We start from the raw sequence: 18794 nt of genomic DNA on the forward strand, positions 1-18794 counted from the left end.
TGACCATTACTCACCCGTGCGATGTGCTGCGCCCCATCAAGCACTCCAGTCACAGCAGTCACACGGGGGTCGGCGGCATGCGGACGTTGCTCGGCGCTGCGACAGCGCTCGCGCTCGCGGCCGCGCTGCTCGGCGCCGGCACCGCGGACGCCGCCGAGCCTGCGGACACCACGTGGTCGGCGGACCTCGGCACGGCGGAGGCCGCCGGCGTCACCGTCACCGGCGGCACGGCACGGCTGGCCGGCGCCGGTGCCTTCCGCGCCCCGGCCACCGAGGGAGCGGCCGACGGCCCGCTCCTCCCGACCGGACTGCTCACCTTCCCCGCCCGGGACCTGCCCGCCCCGACCGATCAGGTGCAGGCCGACCTCGACGGCGACCCGGGCGGTGCCACCGTCGACGTCCGGGGACAGCGCGCGGGCGGCGGCTGGACCGAGTGGCTGCCCGCGGACGCCGCGGGCGCCGTGCAGCTCCCGCAGGCCACGGACCGGGTGCAAGCGCGGCTCGTGCTGACCGGTGGCGCCGCCGTCCGGGGTGTGACGCTGTCCGCCCGCCCGGCCGCCCAGAGCGTCGAAGGCGCGGCCGACGGCCCGCCGCGGTCCTACCGCGTGTTCGCCACCCGCGAGGGGCTCGTCGGCGGCACAACGTCCAACGGGCACGTGATCACCGACCGGGACGTCTTCGTCGCGCTGCCGTCGCGCCGGGCGCTCTCGACCAACGGCAGCAGCGACTACTCCGTCAAGGTGTGCGCCCCCAACGGCCGCTGCGCCTTCGCCCCCGTGTGGGACGTCGGGCCGTGGAACACCCGCGACGACTACTGGAACCCCGCCGACGTGCGCGAGGAGTGGGGCGACCTCCCGCAGGGCCTCCCGCAGTCGCAGGCCGCGTACCGCGACCACTACAACGAGGGCAAGGACCAGTTCGGCCGCGACGTCCTCAACCCGGCCGGCATCGACCTCGCCGACGGCGTCTTCTGGGACGCGCTCGGCCTCACCGACAACTCCTGGGTCACCGTCGAGTACCAGTGGACGGGCACGTCCGCGCAGCTCACGCGGGTCGTGAGCGACGTCGCCGCCAAGGTGCTCGCCGCGCCGGACGCCGCCGCGCGGGTCGTCGGGCTCGCGGCCGGCAAGTCCACCGTGCCCGTCCAGTGCCGGCTGACCTCCGCCGTCGGCGCGTTCCTGCAGATCGGCGTCAACCAGTTCCTCGACGCCGCCGCCGTCCCGGACGCGGCGAAGGTCGCCCCGTGCCCGGGCGCCCCCGCCCGGGAGGCCGCGTCCCGCTCCCCCACGAAGGCCCCGCCCGGCTGAGTCCCGGATCAGCCGGCCCACCGGCGCGGCGGGTCGGGCACGTAGCTGCACGTCGTCCCGGTGCGCACGCCCTCGCGCAGGTGGTGGGCCAGCTCGGGGTGGACGCGCTCGATCCGGCGAACCGCGTCCTTGATGCGGGCGGTCACGGTCTTGCGCGCGCGTTCGGTCTCGTCGCCGAGCCGGCGGGCCCGCCCGCCGAGCCCGGTCGCGGCGCGCAGCTCGGCGATCAACGCCTCGCGTTCGGCAACGGCTCGCTCGGCGTTGCCGCCATCTGGCTCGGCGATCTCGTCGTCCAGCTCGGTCAGCCGCCGCCGGTAGTCGGCGACGGCCCTGCGGTCGAGCACCGGGTCGGCGCCCGTCGCGGGGGCTTCGCGGCCGAGCAGCGTGAACACGTGGACGGGTCGGCCGGGAACGGCCAGCAGAGCCGCGATGTCGCCGAGCCCCTTCGCGTCGGGCAGATGCACCTCACGACCGTCGAACGTGAGCTGCCACATGCCGTCCACCAGGCGGAACGCGTCGCGCGCCCGCTCGGCGGGGCGCAGTTGCCCCAGCGCCGTCCTGCTCAGCTCCGCCCAGGCAGCGGTGCCGAGCCGGTCGTGCTGGGCGATCGCGCTGGTGAAGTGCTCGATCGCCGCCGCGGTGCGGCCGAGCGCCACCTCGAGCATGCCGAGGTGGTGGTCGACGGCGCCGTGGTAGGCCGCGCAGCCCCCGACGACGACGTGCAGGCCGGAGTGCGGAGCGAGCATGCGATGGACCCATTCGCGCTGCTCGGTGCTGCCGACGGCGGAGAACACCACCGCGGCCGCCGCCGCCATCTCCAGGTCGTAGGCGTCGGGAAGCGCCTGCAGGGAGAACCCGCGGACCGCCGCCGCCGCGGCGGCGCGGTCACCGGCGCTGACGTGGTGCCACGCCTGCATCAGCGGGTACATCGGCCACAGCGGGTCGGCAGCCGGCAGGAACTCGGCGATCGGAGTCAGGGGGCCGCCCAGCGCCCACAGCGATCCGCGCAGCGTGGAGAACACACCGTCGGCGTCAGGCAGCCCGATCGCCTTGCCCAGCTCCAGCGCCTCCGCCGAGGCCGCGGCCGCCTCCTCCACCCGTCCCGAGAGCTCCGCGAGCGTCGCCCGCCTGCTCAGCGCTCCCCACCGGCCCCTGGCGTGGCCGAGCCGCTCCGCGAGCCGCACGTACCGACCGAGCTCGGCCAGCCCGTCCGGGTCGCCCTGCTCGATCAGCGCGCCGGCCCGCAGCAGCACCGCCTCGGCGGCGAGATCCTGGTCGCCCGCCCGTTCGGCCGCCGCGAGCAGCTCGTCGAGGATCGGCAGTCGCATCGAGCCGGTGCCAGCAGCCCACATGACGTCGTGCCTGGCGAACAGGGCGTGAGCCCGCGCGGTCGGGTCACCGCCGGCGACATCGACCGCCTCGGCAGCGACGGCGGCGGCGCGCGCGAGGGCCTGCTCCGGCGCGCTGTGGAACACGGCACGAGCGAGCGCGGAGAGCACCCTGGAGCGCAGGGCGGCGTGGTCGCCGTCCGCCAGTAACCGGGCGGTCTCCTCCAGCAACCCGATCCCGACCGGATCGTCGGTGCCGGAGCGCGCGCCGAGCGCGGCGATGCCCAACGCCGCCGCGGCGAGTGCGGCCGGGTCGGCGCAGCGCCGGGCCAGTGCGGCGGCCCGCAGGTAGGCCTCGCGGGTGGCGTCGGGCTCGCCGGACCGGGCCCTGGCGTCGGCCAGCCCGAGCAGCAGCTCCACGCGCCGGCCCGGATCGGCCTCGACGTCGCGCAGCAGGCCGAGCGCCGTCGTGTAGTGGCGGGCGGCGTCCGCGTGCCCCAGTCGCGCCGTCGCCTCCTGGGCCGCCAGCACCGACCAGTGCAGGGCTTGGTCCGCAGCGGCGGGCCCCGCGGCGACGAAGTGCGCGGCCAGCCGCGCAGCCCCGCCGACGGCGGCCGGGTCGGCCCCGCCTGCCGAGAGGGCGAGCAGGGCGCTCCCGACGACGCCGTGCAGTTCGGCGCGCCGGGCAGGCGCGACGTCGGCCAGCACCGTCTCGCGGTAGAGGTCGTGCGCGAACCGCCACCGCCGGTCGGTCGCGACGAGGACCCGCGCGTGCTCGGCCTCCTCCAGCAGGACGGCGACGGCCATCAGGTCGTCGGGACCCACCTCCGCCAGCACCGCAGGATCGACGTCGAGACCTGCGACGGCGGCCAGCTCCAGGAGGCCGAGGCACGCCGGGGAGAGCAGCTTCAGGCGCATCCGCAACGTGTCGCGCACCCCGGCCGGGACCGCGTTCCTCTCTGCGACGGCGGCCGCCGACCAGCTCCCGCTCGCGACCAGCAGCCGCGTCAGCTCCCGGACGAAGAACGGGTTGCCGCCGCACCGCTCGCGCACCGCCGCGGCCAGCTCGGCGTCGGGCACCGGCCCGGCGACCACGGCCATGAGCGCCGCGACGCCGTCGGCGTCGAGGCCGGCCAGCGGCAACGCAGGCGTCGACGCGGCCAGCGCCCGCAACGACGGACCGGCCTCCCCGTCGCGGTAGGCGCCGAGCAGCAGCACCCGCTCCGCGGTCAGCCCCCGGCTCAGCAGCTCCAGGAAGCGCAGCTCGTCGTCGTCGACCCACTGCAGGTCGTCCAGCACGACGAGCAACGGCGCAGCCGTGACGAGCGCCGTGCGCACGGCCTCGAAGAGCCGGAACCGGGACTCCGCCACGTCGCCGCTGGTGGTGTGCTCGAAGAGACCGGTCGCGGTGGGGTCGAGATCGCGCAACACCTGCGTCCACAGCCAGTACGGCGGGGCACCGGCACCCTCCCAGCCGACGCCCCGAAGCACCCGCACGCCGTTGGCGGCCGCCCGCCGCGCCTGCTCGGCGAGCACCGCGGACTTGCCGATGCCCGGCTCGCCGGCCACCAGCAGCAGCCCACCGGACCCGTCGAGCGCGTCCGCGACCGCGGCACCGGTCGTGGCCAGCGCCGTCTCCCGGCCGACCAGCCGGGCGGACTGCAGGGTCCCCATAGGACGCCCATCATCGACCCGTCAGGGGCGCAGCTCCAGAACCAGGTTCAGCGGTGCCTCGACAGGCACCCTGCGCACGCGGGTGAACCCGGCAGCCGCCGCGGTCTCGCGCAGCAGCGCCTCGCCGGCCTGCGTGCCCAGCGGCGCCGGACCGGCGGTGCCGACGGTCTGGGAGACGGCGTTGGGGGTGCAGATCAACGTGGACACCGCGTAGAACATCCGGCCGGACGGCGTCAGGTTGTCCTCGACGCGGTCGGCGGCGAGTGGCTCGACGAGCAGCACCGCGCCGTCGGGGTCGAGCGCGGCGCGCGCCTGGACCAGCGCGCCGACCGGATCGCCGAGATCGTGCAGCGAGTCGAAGAACGTGATGAGGGTGTAGCCGGATCCGGGCAGGTCGGTGGCCGTCCCCACCTCGAACCGCACCCGGTCGGCCACACCGGCGTCCGCCGCGGCCTTGCGCGCGTGCGCCACCGATGCCTCGTGGTAGTCGATGCCGAGCACCCGCGCAGCAGGGAAGTGCCCCGCGACGGCGAGCGTCGGCGTGCCGTAGCCCGCGCCGACGTCGATCACGGAACCACCGGCGGCCAGCGCGGCCGTCACGGACCCGAGCTGGTCGAGCGCGGCACCGATCAGTTCCGGCGGCAGCGCGACCCGGGTCAGCGCGTCGCTGCCGTGCCAGAAGAGCGCGTCGTGGCGGTGCCAGCCGAAGCCGCGACCGCCGGCGAACGCGGCGGCGAACTCGTCGAAACCGGCGCCCATCGAGCGGAACATGTCGGTGCAGGCGTCGACCATCGCGAGACCGGGACCGTGCAGCAGCGCGCCCGCCACCCCGTCGGGCAGCGTGAACGTCCCGCCCTCCGGCTGGTAGGTGAGGTAGCCGCCGGCCGCCTGCGCCCGGCACCACTCGCGCACCAGCGGCTCGGCGACCCCCGTGCGGCCGGCCAGCTCGGCCGGCGTCACGGGCCCGGCGCCGGCCAGCTCCTTCCACAGCCCCGCGCGCGTGCCGAGCGCGACGAGCAGCACGCCGAGCGAGCCCGCCAGCTCGTCCACGAGCTGGCCGACCACGGCGTCGGGTGTCCGTTCCTCGATCGCGGTGTTCATCGTGCACCTCCGGTTCGGTCGTCCGTCCTCTCTGCGGCGCGAGATCGGGCCTCGCGGGCCGCTAGGCCGGAACTCGCGCCTGCCAGGTGAACCCACCGGAAGAAGGAGAGAAGACCATGTTCCTCAGCGCGTACCACTTCGACGGCGACCCGATGACGCTCGTCCCCGCCTACGACCGGATGCGGGAGGGCTTCCCGCCCGACATGTTCGACCTGCACGCCTGCGTCGTCACGGGCTCCGGCATCACCGTCTACGACGGCTGCCCGACCAGGGAGGACTTCGAAGGATTCTCCGTCAGCGCCGACTTCCGCTCGGCCGTCGCGGCAGCGGGGCTCCCGCAGCCGCGGATCGAGCCGCTGGGCGAGGTCCACCACGCCGTCGCCGGGAAGGCGGTGCTGCAATGACCCTCGGCACCGACGTCGCCGGCCTCGACGCGACCGCGCAGGCCGAGCTGGTGCGCCGCCGCGAGGTCTCGGCGGCGGAGCTCGTCGAGGCGGGGATCGAGCGCATCGAGCGGCTGAACCCGCAGCTCAACGCCGTGGTCGTGCCCTTGTTCGAGCACGCGCGGGACGCCGTGCGGACCGGCGTGCCCGGCGGCCCGTTCGCCGGGGTGCCGTACCTGCTCAAGGACCTGGTCGCGGAGATCGAGGGCACGCCGTTCCACGAGGGCTCGCGGTTCCTGCGCGACAACGTGTCCACGTACACGTCCGAGCTGGTCACGCGGCTGCGCCGGGCCGGGCTCGTGGTGCTCGGCAGGACCGGCACGCCCGAGTTCGGCATGGCCCCGACGTGCGAGTCCACCCTGTACGGCCCCACGCGCAACCCGTGGGACCCGGCGCACTCGACGAGCGGGTCGAGCGGCGGTTCGGCCGCGGCCGTCGCGTCCGGGATGGTGCCGATGGCGCACGGCAACGACCTGGGCGGGTCGCTGCGGTTCCCGGCCGCGGCGTGCGGGCTGTTCGGGCTCAAACCGACCAGGGCCCGCGTCCCGCTCGGTCCCGAGTACGGCGACGCGGTGAACGGGTGGGCCGTCGAGCACGCGCTCACCGTCTCCGTGCGCGACAGCGCGGCGCTGCTCGACGCCACCGCAGGCCCCATGATCGGCGATCCCTACCCGGCGCCGCCGCTCGCGAGGCCGCTGCTCGCCGAGGTCGGGGCCGATCCGGGCCGGCTCCGCATCGCGTACAGCCGGCGGACGCCCGGCGGAGCACCCGGTCACCCCGACTGCGTCGCGGCGCTCGACGACGCGGTGGCGCTCTGCGCGTCGCTGGGGCACGAGCTCGTCGAGGCCGACCTGCCCGGGCTCGACGGGACCGTGGGTGCCGCGATCGGCACCGTCTTCAACGCGGCGACGGCGTGGATCGTCGGCTACTGGGTCCGGCGCCTCGGCCGCCGACCTGGCCCCGACGAGCTCGACCCGCTCACCCGCGCCTACTGGGAGCGGGGCGAGCAGGTCAGCGCGGCCGACCACCTCCTCGCGGTGACGGACCTCCAGGCCTTCGCCCGCACGGTCGCGCGGTTCCTCACCGGCTTCGACGCCTGGCTCACCCCCACGATGTCCGAGCCGCCGGCGCTGCTCGGCGAGATCACGTCGACGCCGGAGGAACCGTTGCGCGCGGCCAGGCGCGGGGCCAGCACCGTGGCGTACCCGCTGGTCGTCGCGAACATCACCGGGAACCCGGCGATGTCGGTGCCGCTGCACCGGAACGCGGCGGGCCTACCGATCGGCGTCCACTTCCTGGGCCGGTTCGGGGACGAGGCGACGCTCCTGCGCCTGGCCGCCCAGCTGGAGGAGGCGCGGCCGTGGGCGCACCACCGGCCGCCGATCCACGCAACAGACATCAGGAGTGCAGGGCGTCGCCCGACTGCTCGTGCGCGGTGTTCGGTGCCCAGCGCGTGACCAGCACGACCAGCACCACCAGTGCGGCACCCAGCCACAGGACGCTGCGCGTTCCCATCGCGTCCACGACCAGTCCGCTGGCCGCCGCCCCCAGCGCGATCGCGATGTTGAAGACGAAGCAGTAGACGGCGGTCGCGGCCTCGGCCGACGCGGGTGCCGCCGTCAGCACCCAGGTCTGCAGGGTCACCGGGGCTGCGCCGTAGGCGAGTCCCCACACGAGGAGGAGCGCCGTGCCGCTCCACGGGGTGGTGCCGATCAGCGGGAAGCAGGCGAGCGTGACGGCCAGCACGAGGGCGGCGACGGCGGCCGTTCGGCCAGGTTGGCGTGCGGCCCGTGGCCCGGCGATCACGTTGGCGACCATGCCGAGCACCCCGTAGCCGAGCAGCAGCACACCGATCGTTGCACCGGCGACGCCGGAGATCTCCAGCAGCGCCGGGCTGACGAACGTGTAGGCCCCGTAGTGCCCGGCGACCAGCAGCCCGGTCGCGACGATGCCGGCGACGAGCGACCTGTTGCGCAGCTGCGCGCGCAGGGTCGGCAGGCGCACGGGCTCGGCGGCGGGCAGTCTCGGGAGCAGCGCGAGCGCAGCGACCAGCACGAGTGCGCTCAGCCCGGCCAGCGCACCGAAGGCGGCCCGCCAGCCGAGCCACTCGCCGACGATCGTGCCGGCCGGCACGCCGAGCACGGCGGCGGCGCCCACCCGCCGAAGATCAGGACCATGGCGCGCGGAACCTGCGGACCGGGGACCAGCCGCACGGCGAGGCTGCCGGCGATCGCCCAGAACCCGCCGATGGTGATGCCGACGAACAGGCGCGAGGCGAGGAGCACGGGGTAGGTCGGCGCCAGCGCCGACACCGTGCTCGCGACGGCCATGATCGCCAGCAGCGCGGCCAGCAGCGCTCGTCGGTCGATCCTTCCGACGACGAGCGGCAGCCCCACCGCCGAGAACGCGGCGACGACGCCGGGCACGGTCACGGTCTGGCCGGCGACACCGGTCGACACGGCGAGCTGGTCCGCGATGGCCGGGATGAGCCCCACCGGCAGTTGCTCGGCGGTGATCATCGAGAAGATGCCGGCGGACACGGTCAGCACGCCGAGCCACGTGCGCAGCGTCGATCGCCGGGTACCAGGACTGACGGATGTGGACATGACAGCTCCCTTTTCCGGGCAGCACGAATCGCCGTCGTGCTGCGACGAAGGCCCCCACGGGGCAGCGGTCATCGCCCGACGGGCGGCCCGCCCATCGGGTGGTCAGCAGGGAGGAGCAGTCAGGCGAGTGGTGTTCGAGCCTGCGGGCCGGCCAGGTCGGCCGACGCCGGTTCGAGGGGGATCCAGCGGTCCGCCCACCTGCTGAGGGCGTAGACCGCATCGTGCAGCTCGCGGCCCTTCTCGGTGAGCCGGTACTCGATCCGCACCGGGACCTCGTCGAGGACGACGCGTTGCACGATGCCCTCCTCCTGCAACTCCTTGAGCCGCTCGGTGAGCAGCCGGTCGCTCAGGCCCGGCACCACGGCGCGCAGGTCGGCGAACCGGCTGACATCGAGCAGCATGGCGCGCAGCACAGCCCCGGTCCACCGCTTCCCGATGAGCTCGACGGCTCGGTGGTAGCGAGGGCAGAAGGCGGTGTCGGTCGCATCCACGGCCACAAACTAACAAAAGGTAAGTGGACCCACAAGAAGTAAGTTGGCGGGTACGCGGGCGGACCGGCGCGGCAGTTACCGTGCACCCGTGGCGACGGTCGCGGAGTGGATCGAGGGGGCGCGGCCGCGCACCCTGCCGACGATGGTGGCGCCTGTGCTCGTCGGGTGCGGGGCGGCGATCGGCGGCAACACGTTCAGCCCGGTGCGGGCGCTGCTCGCCCTGGTCGTGGCGATGGGGTTGGGCGTCGGCGTCAACTACGCCAACGACTACTCCGACGGCATCCGCGGCACCGACGACGAACGGGTGGGCCCGCTGCGCCTCGTCGGGTCGCGGGTGGCGACGCCGCGGGCGGTGCGCAACGCCGCGTTCGTCAGCTTCGCGGTGTCCGCCCTGGCCGGGCTCACGCTCGTGTCGCTGTCGCGGCAGTGGTGGCTGATCGCGGTGGGCTCGGTGTGCGTGCTGGCCGCGTGGTTCTACACCGGCGGCAAGCACCCGTACGGCTACCTGGGGTTCGGCGAGATCGCGGTCTTCGTCTTCTACGGCCCCGTGGCGGTGCTCGGCACCCTGATCACCCAGAACGGGCCGGTGAACGGGCCGGCGGTGGTGTCGTCGGTCGGGGTCGGGCTGCTGGCGTGCGCGGTGCTGGTGGCCAACAACCTGCGCGACATCCCCACCGACACGGACGTCGGCAAGCGCACGCTCGCCGTGCAGCTGGGCGCCCGCGACACGCGCCGGCTCTACACGGCGATGGTGGTGGCGCCGTTGCTGGCGTCGATCGGGATGGGCGTGGTCGCCTGGCCGCTGCTGTTCGGCCTGATCGCGACGCCGCTGTCGGTGCTGGTGGCCCGCACGGTGCTGCGCGGCGCCACGGGGGCCGACCTCATCCCGGTGCTGGCGAAGACCGGGATCCTGCTGCTCGTGTGGTCAGTCGGTACGGCCGTCGGGCTGGCCGTCGCCCCCTGGGTCTGACCGGGTTGCGGCGACCTCGTCCTCGCCGCGCAGCCGGGCCCGCAGGGCCGACCGTTCGGCGCGCCGCCGGGTGAGGGACGTCTCGAGCGCGGCATCCAGTCGCGCGCGGAGGCCCCGGAAGAGCACCATGGAGAGGGGCATGGCGACCAGCAGGCCCGCCAGCACCGCGATCACCAACGGCACCCCGAGCGCCGCAAGCACGCCCGCCACCACGGCGACCAGACCCAGTCTGGCCAGCGCGTACAGCGCGAACGTGGCGGCCAGACCGTGATCGCCGTCGTGATCGCCCCGGCTCTCGTCCATGGACGAGAGGGTAGCCCGACGACCCGGGCCGTCGAACTGTCCGGTTCGTCCTTTAGGAGCCCTTTACCTGGACCCAACCGTTCGAGTACCTGGGGTCCCAGGTGTCACGATGGCCCGGATAGCGCATCCACCAGTGGAGGGCCCAGCATGACCATCACCGCCGGCAGCAGCGAGCGGCTCCTCACCCCGGGCGAGGTCGCCGCCCTCTTCCGCGTCGACCCGAAGACCGTCACGCGATGGGCCTCCGCCGGTCGCATCGGCTCGATCCGCACCCCCGGTGGCCACCGCCGCTTCCGCGAGTCCGAGGTGCGCAGCATGCTGGCCGATCTCACCAGCGAGGCCACCATCCCGCCCGTCCGTCCCTGACGCGCGGATCGGTCAACTCACCCCGTCCCCACCCCGGACGAGCTAGTCTCGGACCCTGGAGGTGGTTCGACCATGCTGATCCTCGTCGCATTCATCGGTGCAGCCATCGTGGCGCTCGTGCTGTGGCGCGCGATGAACTCGGCTCGCGCCGGCATCTCGGAGCCGCCGCCCCGCCGTCAGGCCACCGGCCCGGTCCGGCGCATCGCCGGCCCCGACGACGACCCGGAGTTCCTCCGCAGGCTCGCCGAGCAGGTCCGCCGGCGGGACGAGCCGCCCGCCACCTGACCGCAGGGTCAGTGCGCGGGTCGCTCGCGCGCAGCGCTGCCTGCACGAAGGAGCAGCGCACGTAGGAAGGCAGCGCGTCAGAGCGCGCGAGCCCGCCGACCGGCAGGACGGCGATCAGGCACTGGCTTCGAACGCGTCGGCCACGACGGCGGCGAGTTCGAGCAGCGCTAGCCGGGTCGCCGGCTCAAGCCGGTCCAGGTCGACCTCAGCACCCTCCTCCAGGTGCGCGTCGAACGGGATCCGCACGACCGCGCGGCAGCGGGCCGCGAAGTGCTCGGCCACCCGGTCGAGGTCCACGCCGCCGGACCGCCGGTGCACCGAGTTGATCACGGCGACGGCGTTGGACACCAGGTCGGTGTGCCCGTGCGCGTCGAGCCAGTCCATCGTCGCCGACGCGCTGCGCGCCCCGTCGATCGAGCCGGACGAGACGATGATCAGCTGGTCGGCGACGCCCAGCACGCCGTACATGGCCGAGTGCATCAGGCCGGTGCCGCAGTCGGTGAGCACGATGTTGTAGAAGTGCTCGAGCAGGTTGACCGTGCGCCGGTAGTCCTCCTCGGAGAACGCCTCCGACACGGCCGGGTCCTGCTCGCTGGCCAGCACCTCCAGCCGTGACGGGCCCTGCGACGTGTAGGCGCGCACGTCGGTGTAGCGGCGGACGCGCTGGGCGTCGCGCAGCAGGTGGCGCACGGTGGCGCTGGTCTCCAGGGGGATCTTCTGGCTGAGCGTGCCGCGGTCCGGGTTGGCGTCGACGGCGACGACCCGGTCGCCGCGCAGCGACGCGAACGTGGCGCCGAGCGTCGCGGTCACCGTGGTCTTGCCGACGCCGCCCTTGAGGCTCAGCATCGCGATCTTGTGGCAGCCCAGCAGCGGCTGGTTCACCCGCGCGGTGAGCTCGCGGCGGCGCACGTCGGCCGGGCTCTCGCCGGGGTTGATCAGGCGCGCGGTCAGGAGGTACACGGCGCGCCGCCAGCCCGACTGCGGCGGACGCTTCACCGTGCGCAGCAGCCGCGCCGACGACAGGTCGGTGCCCGGCACGTCCGCGTGGCCGTTGGCCCGCGCGCGCTGCGCCTGCTGCGCCGCGACGGCGCCCGGATCGGTCCAGCGGGCGGTGCTGCGCGGGATCCCGGACGACGGGGTCGCCGGTGGCGCCTCGGGCTCGTCACCTGCCCGGGTGACGGGGTCGAGCGGCGAACGAGTACCCCCTGGCGGGGTCAGCGAGTGCCGCCCCGACGGCGGCTCGTCGGGCTGGGCGGCCGGGATGCCGCCGGCCGGGGTCTGTCCCCACCGCTCGCGCACGTAGCGGCCCACGGACCCGTCGGGGTAGTCGTCGGCCCGTCCGGGCCGGTCGACAGGTCCCTCGGAGGTCTCACTCTGGGTCATGCACTCATCCCGCCGGTCGCATCACGTAGACCGCTCAACCCGTCCACGAACGCCGACGGTAGTCGCGCCGTGGCCGCGGGTCGAGCCGTCGCGGCCTAACCCACCCCTGCGTAGGAGTGCAGCCCGGCGACCACGAGGTTGATGAAGAACAGGTTGAAGATCATCGTAGCGAAGCCGGCGACGTTGACCCATGCAGCCCGTCCGGTGCGCCATCCGGCCGTCGCGCGCGCGTGCAGGTACGCCGCGTAGATCACCCAGGCGACGAAGGCGACGGTCTCCTTGGGGTCCCAGCCCCAGAACCGGCCCCACGCCGACTCGGCCCACACCGCGCCCGCCACGACGGCGAACGTGTAGAGCGGGAAGGCGACGATCATGATGCGGTAGGCGACCCGGTCGAGCACGTCCGCCGAGGGCAGCCGCTCGGTGAGCGCCGCCGGCACCCGGTCCCAGCTGCGCAGCAGGAACAGCACGCTCGCCATGCCGGAGACCAGCAGCAGACCCGACGAGAGCGCGATCGCCGTGACGTGCACGGGCAGCCAGTACGACTTCAACGCCGGCATGACCGGCCCGGCCGGCGTGTAGATGGCGGTGCCGCCGATCGTCATCAGCACCACGATCGGCAACAGCACCCACGGCGCGGCGGCGCGGGCCGCCGGCGTGCGGCGCAGCATGACCAGCCACGTCACCACCGCCGCGAACGTGATCATCGAGATGAACTCGTACATGTTGCCGAGCGGCCACCGACCCGTCGCGAGCCCGCGGGAGGCGATCGACGCCACGTGCAGCAGCGCACCCAGGACGGCGACGGAGCCGCCCATGCCGGCGAACCGGTCGGTGCCCGCCGGCTCGACCGGCTCCTCGGGGCCGCCGGCCGGCACGGCGACGCGCGTCCGCAACGAGGCCTGCGCGTAGGCGTGCAGCACCATCGCCAGCACGTACACGACGACCGCGGCGATGAACAACCAGTCGGAGTACTGGGCCAGCATCAGCCGTCCTTCCTCTCGGGGTGCAGCAGTTCCGCCTGCAGGCGGTCGAACTCCTCGCCGTACCCGGCGCGGTCGGTGCGGGCGAGCCCGCCCAGCTCCACGACGGTACGGGCGCCGTCGGCGCCCGGTCGCAGGCGGACCCAGAACCGGCGGCGGCGCACGGTCAGCGACAGCGTGATGCCGATCAGCATGGTGATCGCGAAGCCGAACACCCAGACCTGGCCGGGGTCGTGGCTGAGCTGCACCGCCACCCACTGGTTCACGCCGTCGAACCGGACGACGGTGCCGTCGTCGAGGGTGACCGACTGGCCGGGCACCAGGTTCGCCCTGGCCACCCGCTTGAGCGCGCCCGAGTCGAGCTGCCGCTGGTCCACCTCGAAGATCGACTGGCCGCGACCGTCGTCGAGGCCGAGATCGCCGCGCAGCACGTCGATCGCCACCTCGGGGTCGCGCAGCGCGGGGAAGACCGAGGTCACGACCTTGCCGCCGGAGCTGGTGGGGGCGAGCAGGCCGGTGATCGCGAGCTGGGAGGTGCGGCGCACGTTGTCGTCGGTGATCCCGGGGCGCTCGAACTTCGTCGCGCCCTGGGAGAGCAGCGTGTTGCGGTCCACCGGGCGCCACTGGATCTCGCCGGTGCGCTGCTGCCCGTCCGGGAAGGTGACGGTGAACCGCGGGGCGTAGCCGTGGTCCTGCAGGTAGACGCGCAGCCCGTCCGCGCGGAGCGGGCTGTTCACGGCGAGCGGGTAGGGCTGCCACACGTCGGTGCGGCCGGCCGCGAGGTCCTCCGCGGTCTGGTAGCTGATCGAGGCGAGGAAGTCCGACGCCTGCCCGTTCGACTGGTAGGTGGCCCGGAAGTCGTCGACGCGCAGGCAGAACGGCTCCAGGTCGGTGCCGTCGATGCGCAGCCCGGCGCGGAACGAGTCGTAGTTCGCGATGCCGCTGTTGCAGAACTGGCCGCCCGTCGGGACGATCACGTTGCCCTCGTACCCGTACAGCTTGCCGGCGGCGAAGCCCACGAGCAGGCCGATCAGGCTCAGGTGGAACACCAGGTTGCCGGCCTCGCGCAGGTAGCCCTTCTCGGCGGAGAACTCCCCCGGCGCGGTCTGCACCATCCGCCAGCCGCGCAGCAACCCGCGCACGCGGGTGGCGGCCTCGTCGACCGGCACGTCGAGCGCGCCCTCCGCGTGGTGCGGCAGGCGGCTCAGGTTGCGCGGGGTGGCGACGGGCGGGGTGCGCAGCGCGCGGGCGTGCTCCAGCGCGCGCGGCAGCACGCAGCCGATCAGCGACACCATCAGCAGCAGGTAGACCGCCGCGAACCACGGCGTGGCGAACACGTCGAACAGGCCGACGCGGTCCATCAGCGGCGCGAGAGCCGGGTGGTCGGTGAAGTACTGGTCGACGAGGCGCTGGTTGAGCGAGCGCTGCGGCAGCAGCGCGCCGGGCAGGGCGGCGAGCGCCAGCAGGAACAGCAGGACCAGCGCCGTGCGCATCGACGTGAGGCCGCGCCACGTGTTGCGCAGCACGGCCAGCGGCGACGTGCGCACGGGAGCCGGACGTTCCGGGGCGTCGACCACTACAGCACCGGCACGAAGCCCGCGATCGCGACCTGCATGCTCGCGATCAACCGCCCCCACACGCCGCTGACCAGCAGCAACCCCACCACGACGAGCAGCGCGCCGCCGGCGACCTGGATGGCCCTGGTGTGCCGGCGCAGCCAGCCCAGCGCCGTGACGGCCCGCGACGCGCCCAGTGCGACGAGCACGAACGGCAACCCCAGTCCGGCGCAGTACGCCAGCACCAGCACGACCCCGCGCAGCGAGCCACCGCCCGTCCCGGCGGCGACGGCGACCACTCCCGCCAGCGTCGGCCCGATGCACGGCACCCAACCGAGGCCGAACACCGCGCCCAGCAGCGGTGCGCCCCACACGCCGGCGCGCGGCACCCAGTGCACCCGCTTCTCCCGCTGCAGGAACGGCACCAGCCCGACGAACGCCAGCCCCATCACGACCATCACCACACCGCCGATGCGCTGCAGCAGCTCCTGGTTGACCAGCAGCACGTCCGACAGCCACACGACGCCGACCATGATCGCGCCGAACACCACGGTGAACCCGGCGACGAACAGCGCCGCCGCACCCGCGACCCGGAACCGGCCGCGGTCCTGCATCGGCGCGTCCACGCCGACCAGCCCCGCCAGGTACGCGAGATAGCCCGGCACCAGCGGCACCACGCACGGCGACGCGAAGCTCACGGCGCCCGCCAGCACGGCGACGGCCGCTGCGAGCAGCAGCGGGCCGGAGACCGCGAGCGCGGTGGCGGGATCCATCGGGTCAAGGGTAAACGCCCAGGCAGAACGGCAAACGACCGGGTTCTACAAGCCGTAGTGGATGGGGCGTCACCTCAACCGGGCGCCGGGGCTCCTGGCTCCGCCGCCAACCGGTCCAGCAACGGCCGCAGCTGCGCCTGCTTCACCGCTGCCAGGTAGACCGCCGCCACCCGGTGCTGGCGGTCGAACACCAGCGTCGACGGGACGACGTTGCGCGGGAAGCCCTTCAGCGCGAGCAGGCTGCGTCCGGCGGGGTCGAAGATCGAGTCGTAGCGGATGCCGCGGGCGGTGAGGAAGTCGGCGGCGTCGGTGCGGGAGTCCTTGATGTCGACGCCGAGGACGGTGACGCCGGCGCCGGCGAGCTGGTCGGCCATGGCCTGCAGCTCGTGCACCTCCTCGCGGCACGGGCCGCACCACGAGCCCCAGATGTTGACGACGACGACGCGGCCGGCGTAGTCGTCGAGGCCGACGGTGGCGCCGTCGCGCAGCAGGCTGTCGCCGCGCAGGCCGCTCACGGTGCGGCGGTCGGCCGGCGGGTCGTAGGTGATCGTGGTCTGCCCGCCCGGCGCGACGAACTGGAACTCCTGGTTCTGCTCGACGGCGTCGGACCCGACCCCGCACCCGGCCAGCAGCAGCGCCGCCAGCAGCGCGACGACGAGCCGCTTCATGCGCCCGTGGCCCGCGGGTCGCTGGCCCCGGCGGGTTCGGTGTAGCGCACCTGTTGCAGCTCGGTGCCCGCGAACACCAGCGACGTCAACGACGCGAGCGCGCACTGGCGGCGGCGCGGGTCGTGCCAGAGCCGCTGCCCGGTGACGTAGCGGCGCAGCGTCCAGATCGGCAGCTGGTGCGACACGCACAGCACCTCGTGCCCTTCGCCCAGCTCGCGGGCGCGGTGCACGGCGGCCAGCATGCGTTCGGCGATCTGCAGGTACGGCTCGCCCCACGACGGCCTGAACGGGTTCCGCAGCAGCGGCCAGTGCCGCGGGCTGCGCAGCGCCCCGTCGCCGACGGCGACGCGCTGCCCCTCGAACGCGTTGGCGGCCTCGATCAGCCCGTCGTCGGTGACGATGTCGAGCCCGTGCGCCTTCGCCGTCGGGGTGGCGGTCTGCTGCGCTCGCTCCAGCGGCGACGCGACGACGGCGGCGAGGTCGTGGTCGGCCAGGTGCTCGGCGACGATCTCGGCCTGCCGCTCGCCCAGCATGGAGAGCCGGTAGCCGGGCAGGCGGCCGTAGAGGATCTTGTCCGGGTTGTGCACCTCGCCGTGGCGAAGGAGGTGGACGATCGTGCGGGTCATGGTCGAACCGCTGCCGCTGCGGCCTGAGCGGCCGCCGGGAGGGCCGCCTCGATCACGGCGAACGCGTCGTCGTCGAGCGCGGCGGAGACGAACCACGCCTCGAACGCGCTCGGCGGCGGATAGACACCGCGTTCGAGCAGCGCGTGGAAGAACGGCGGGAAGCGCCAGGTCTGCGCGGCCTTCGCACCGGCGTAGTCGTGCACCGGGCCGTCGGTGAAGAACACCGAGAAGAGGTTGCCGGCCAGCTGGATGTGGTGCTGCACGCCGGCTGCGCTCAGCGCGTCGCCGACGAGCCGGGCGAGGCGGGCGGCGTTCGCGTCGAGCGCGGCGTAGACGGCGGCGTCGGCGGCCTGCAGCGTGGCCAGCCCGGCGGCGACGGCGACGGGGTTCCCGGAGAGCGTCCCGGCCTGGTAGACGGGCCCGGCCGGGGCGAGGTGGGCCATGTGCGTGGCCGGCCCGCCGAAGGCCGCTGCCGGCAGACCACCGGACATGACCTTGCCGAACGTGTACAGGTCGCCGGCGACGCCGTCGATGCCGAACCAGCCCGCGGGCGAGACGCGGAACCCGGTCATCACCTCGTCCATGACGAGGAGCGCGCCGTGCGCGTGGCAGAGGTCGCGCAGGCCGGCATTGAAGCCGGGCAGCGGCGGCACCGCGCCCATGTTGCCGGCGGCCGCCTCGGTGATGACGCAGGCGATCTCGCCACCCCGCTCGGCGAAGGCGGCGCGCACGGCGTCGAGGTCGTTGTAGGGCAGCACGACGGTGTCGCCGGCCTGCGCGCCGGTGACGCCCGGGCTGGTCGGCAGGCCCAGCGTCGCGACCCCGGAGCCGGCCTCGGCCAGCAGCGCGTCGACGTGGCCGTGGTAGCAACCCGCGAACTTGACCACGACGCTGCGCCCGGTGATCCCGCGCGCCAGCCGGATCGCGCTCATCGTCGCCTCGGTGCCGGAGTTGACCAGCCGCACCTGCTCGACGGGCCGCACCCGCGCGATGATCTCGCGCGCCAGCTCCACCTCCGCCGGTGTCGGCGCCCCGAACGAGAGGCCGTGCCCGGCCGCGGCCCGCACCGCCTCGACGACGGCCGGGTGGGCGTGCCCGAGGATCATCGGACCCCACGAGCTGACCAGGTCGACGTAGCGGTTGCCGTCGGCGTCGGTGAGCCAGGCGCCCTGCGCCGAGGTGATGAACCGGGGGGTGCCGCCGACGGCCGCGAAGGCCCTGACCGGCGAGTTCACCCCGCCCGGGATCAGGGCGGAGGCCTCGGCGAACAGGCGCGCCGAAGCGCCGGTTGCTGGTGTCACGGTCGGGCTGCCCACGCCCGCCAGTCTCACATCCGCCCGCGAGCGCCCGCGAACCAGGCGGAGACCGGCCCGGTGAACAGCAGCGCCGTGCCGACGACGGGCAGCACGAGCAGCACCGCGAACACCAGCGACGCGGACGTGACCAGCAGGAATCCGAGCGTCAGGACCAGCACGCCCGTGAACGCGACGAGCGCCGCGCGCGCCCACCTCCGCCGCCGGTGGACGAACACGACGAGCACGAGCACGACCAGCGCGACCGCCAACGCACCCGCGGCCACCCCGCGCACCAGCGTCGACAGCTGCTCGGCCGTCCACCCCGCCAGCGGCGAGCCGGCGAGCGTGCCCCCGTCGATCACGCGCTGCACGTTGATCGGCAGGAACGTGAACGCCGCGCCGAAGAGCAACCACGGCACGGCGCTCAGCACCAGCACCGCGACGGCGACGTGCAGCAGCCCGGGGCGGCGCGCCGGCTCCCGGCGGGGGGTGAGCGGGGTGCTGCGCCGTTGCGGGGCACCGTAGGGGTTGTAGCCGCCCTCCTGCGGGGATGTCACGGCGTCAGGGTAGGAGCGGGGACCCTCCCGGAGAACGGTCGACGCCGGCCACGAACGGGTGTCGTGACCGGCGTCGGGG

18 protein-coding genes and 1 pseudogene are annotated in these 18794 nt (G+C 74.3%); 6 read left to right on the forward strand and 13 right to left on the reverse strand.

Annotation, left to right across the window (positions count from 1 at the left end; genetic code table 11):
• Positions 1-77: 77 nt before the first annotated feature.
• A complete protein-coding gene (locus ACQEVB_RS03695; protein WP_432964950.1) occupies positions 78-1307 on the forward strand; it encodes a hypothetical protein in 1230 nt (409 codons plus the stop codon).
• A gap of 8 nt (positions 1308-1315) precedes the next feature.
• Here the strand turns inward: ACQEVB_RS03695 and ACQEVB_RS03700 are convergent, their stop codons facing one another.
• Together ACQEVB_RS03700 and ACQEVB_RS03705 are read right to left on the reverse strand one after the other, a co-directional pair.
• Entirely contained in the window at positions 1316-4309 is a 2994-nt protein-coding gene (locus tag ACQEVB_RS03700; RefSeq protein ID WP_432964953.1) for an ATP-binding protein, read from the reverse strand.
• Between the two features lie 21 nt (positions 4310-4330).
• The gene (locus ACQEVB_RS03705; RefSeq protein WP_432964956.1) at positions 4331-5410 is read right to left on the reverse strand and encodes a class I SAM-dependent methyltransferase; all 1080 of its coding nucleotides are present in this window, start codon (positions 5408-5410) and stop codon (positions 4331-4333) included.
• Between the two features lie 116 nt (positions 5411-5526).
• On the opposite strand from ACQEVB_RS03705, the gene ACQEVB_RS03710 reads away from it, so the two are divergent.
• Positions 5527-5814, forward strand: a complete 288-nt coding sequence (locus tag ACQEVB_RS03710) for a hypothetical protein (RefSeq protein ID WP_432964959.1) — start codon at positions 5527-5529, stop codon at positions 5812-5814.
• A complete protein-coding gene (locus ACQEVB_RS03715) occupies positions 5811-7310 on the forward strand; it encodes an amidase (protein ID WP_432964961.1) in 1500 nt (499 codons plus the stop codon). The genes ACQEVB_RS03710 and ACQEVB_RS03715 overlap by 4 nt, the downstream gene beginning before the upstream one ends.
• On the opposite strand, the pseudogene ACQEVB_RS03720 reads toward ACQEVB_RS03715, so the two are convergent.
• A pseudogene (locus ACQEVB_RS03720) lies at positions 7252-8531 on the reverse strand (MFS transporter). The gene ACQEVB_RS03715 and the pseudogene ACQEVB_RS03720 sit on opposite strands and share 59 nt — an antisense overlap.
• Positions 8532-8578: 47 nt before the next feature.
• Positions 8579-8950 (reverse strand): winged helix-turn-helix transcriptional regulator, encoded by a 372-nt coding sequence (locus ACQEVB_RS03725; RefSeq protein WP_432964964.1) that lies wholly within the window; start codon positions 8948-8950, stop codon positions 8579-8581.
• Between the two features lie 88 nt (positions 8951-9038).
• Between ACQEVB_RS03725 and ACQEVB_RS03730 the strand changes: the two genes are divergently transcribed.
• Complete coding sequence (locus ACQEVB_RS03730; RefSeq protein WP_432964967.1) at positions 9039-9920, forward strand: 1,4-dihydroxy-2-naphthoate polyprenyltransferase; 882 nt, start codon at positions 9039-9041, stop codon at positions 9918-9920.
• Here ACQEVB_RS03730 and ACQEVB_RS03735 read toward each other — a convergent pair.
• Positions 9876-10223 carry a DUF4229 domain-containing protein gene (locus tag ACQEVB_RS03735; protein ID WP_432964970.1) on the reverse strand — a complete coding sequence of 116 codons (348 nt, stop codon included), beginning with the start codon at positions 10221-10223 and terminating at the stop codon, positions 9876-9878. The two genes, ACQEVB_RS03730 and ACQEVB_RS03735, sit on opposite strands and share 45 nt — an antisense overlap.
• 147 nt (positions 10224-10370) lie before the next feature.
• Between ACQEVB_RS03735 and ACQEVB_RS03740 the strand changes: the two genes are divergently transcribed.
• Complete coding sequence (locus ACQEVB_RS03740; RefSeq protein ID WP_432964973.1) at positions 10371-10589, forward strand: BldC family transcriptional regulator; 219 nt, start codon at positions 10371-10373, stop codon at positions 10587-10589.
• A 72-nt stretch (positions 10590-10661) separates the two neighbouring features.
• Entirely contained in the window at positions 10662-10874 is a 213-nt protein-coding gene (locus tag ACQEVB_RS03745) for a hypothetical protein (protein WP_432964976.1), read from the forward strand.
• A gap of 114 nt (positions 10875-10988) precedes the next feature.
• On the opposite strand, the gene ACQEVB_RS03750 is transcribed toward ACQEVB_RS03745, so the two are convergent.
• The 8 genes from ACQEVB_RS03750 to ACQEVB_RS03785 form a co-directional block, all read right to left on the reverse strand.
• Positions 10989-12257: a MinD/ParA family ATP-binding protein gene (locus tag ACQEVB_RS03750; RefSeq protein WP_432964979.1), complete on the reverse strand. Its 1269-nt coding sequence runs from the start codon at positions 12255-12257 to the stop codon at positions 10989-10991.
• A gap of 95 nt (positions 12258-12352) precedes the next feature.
• Positions 12353-13243 (reverse strand): c-type cytochrome biogenesis protein CcsB, encoded by an 891-nt coding sequence (ccsB, locus tag ACQEVB_RS03755; RefSeq protein WP_432964982.1) that lies wholly within the window; start codon positions 13241-13243, stop codon positions 12353-12355.
• Complete coding sequence (gene resB / locus ACQEVB_RS03760; protein ID WP_432980113.1) at positions 13243-14733, reverse strand: cytochrome c biogenesis protein ResB; 1491 nt, start codon at positions 14731-14733, stop codon at positions 13243-13245. Before resB ends, ccsB begins: the two co-directional genes overlap by 1 nt.
• A gap of 83 nt (positions 14734-14816) precedes the next feature.
• Complete coding sequence (locus ACQEVB_RS03765; RefSeq protein ID WP_432964985.1) at positions 14817-15569, reverse strand: cytochrome c biogenesis CcdA family protein; 753 nt, start codon at positions 15567-15569, stop codon at positions 14817-14819.
• A 74-nt stretch (positions 15570-15643) separates the two neighbouring features.
• A complete protein-coding gene (locus tag ACQEVB_RS03770) occupies positions 15644-16237 on the reverse strand; it encodes a TlpA family protein disulfide reductase (RefSeq protein ID WP_432964987.1) in 594 nt (197 codons plus the stop codon).
• Positions 16234-16863: a histidine phosphatase family protein gene (locus tag ACQEVB_RS03775; protein WP_432964990.1), complete on the reverse strand. Its 630-nt coding sequence runs from the start codon at positions 16861-16863 to the stop codon at positions 16234-16236. Before ACQEVB_RS03775 ends, ACQEVB_RS03770 begins: the two co-directional genes overlap by 4 nt.
• Positions 16860-18164: a glutamate-1-semialdehyde 2,1-aminomutase gene (hemL, locus tag ACQEVB_RS03780; protein ID WP_432980116.1), complete on the reverse strand. Its 1305-nt coding sequence runs from the start codon at positions 18162-18164 to the stop codon at positions 16860-16862. The genes ACQEVB_RS03775 and hemL overlap by 4 nt, the downstream gene beginning before the upstream one ends.
• 26 nt (positions 18165-18190) lie before the next feature.
• Positions 18191-18715: a hypothetical protein gene (locus tag ACQEVB_RS03785; RefSeq protein WP_432964993.1), complete on the reverse strand. Its 525-nt coding sequence runs from the start codon at positions 18713-18715 to the stop codon at positions 18191-18193.
• Between the last annotated feature and the right edge of the window lie 79 nt (positions 18716-18794).

The sequence above is a fragment of the Pseudonocardia sp. CA-107938 genome, assembly GCF_050936315.1.
Lineage (GTDB): Bacteria > Actinomycetota > Actinomycetes > Mycobacteriales > Pseudonocardiaceae > Pseudonocardia.

Coding starts and splice junctions, on each gene's coding strand:
- ACQEVB_RS03745 (WP_432964976.1), top strand. CDS start 10,662: ATGCTGATCCTCGTCGCATTCATCGGTGCAGCCATCGTGGCGCTCGTG.
- ACQEVB_RS03765 (WP_432964985.1), bottom strand. CDS start 15,569: ATGGATCCCGCCACCGCGCTCGCGGTCTCCGGCCCGCTGCTGCTCGCA.
- ACQEVB_RS03700 (WP_432964953.1), bottom strand. CDS start 4,309: ATGGGGACCCTGCAGTCCGCCCGGCTGGTCGGCCGGGAGACGGCGCTG.
- ACQEVB_RS03705 (WP_432964956.1), bottom strand. CDS start 5,410: ATGAACACCGCGATCGAGGAACGGACACCCGACGCCGTGGTCGGCCAG.
- resB (WP_432980113.1), bottom strand. CDS start 14,733: ATGCGCACGGCGCTGGTCCTGCTGTTCCTGCTGGCGCTCGCCGCCCTG.
- ACQEVB_RS03715 (WP_432964961.1), top strand. CDS start 5,811: ATGACCCTCGGCACCGACGTCGCCGGCCTCGACGCGACCGCGCAGGCC.
- ACQEVB_RS03710 (WP_432964959.1), top strand. CDS start 5,527: ATGTTCCTCAGCGCGTACCACTTCGACGGCGACCCGATGACGCTCGTC.
- ACQEVB_RS03750 (WP_432964979.1), bottom strand. CDS start 12,257: ATGACCCAGAGTGAGACCTCCGAGGGACCTGTCGACCGGCCCGGACGG.
- ccsB (WP_432964982.1), bottom strand. CDS start 13,243: ATGCTGGCCCAGTACTCCGACTGGTTGTTCATCGCCGCGGTCGTCGTG.
- ACQEVB_RS03770 (WP_432964987.1), bottom strand. CDS start 16,237: ATGAAGCGGCTCGTCGTCGCGCTGCTGGCGGCGCTGCTGCTGGCCGGG.
- ACQEVB_RS03740 (WP_432964973.1), top strand. CDS start 10,371: ATGACCATCACCGCCGGCAGCAGCGAGCGGCTCCTCACCCCGGGCGAG.
- ACQEVB_RS03695 (WP_432964950.1), top strand. CDS start 78: ATGCGGACGTTGCTCGGCGCTGCGACAGCGCTCGCGCTCGCGGCCGCG.
- ACQEVB_RS03775 (WP_432964990.1), bottom strand. CDS start 16,863: ATGACCCGCACGATCGTCCACCTCCTTCGCCACGGCGAGGTGCACAAC.
- ACQEVB_RS03735 (WP_432964970.1), bottom strand. CDS start 10,223: ATGGACGAGAGCCGGGGCGATCACGACGGCGATCACGGTCTGGCCGCC.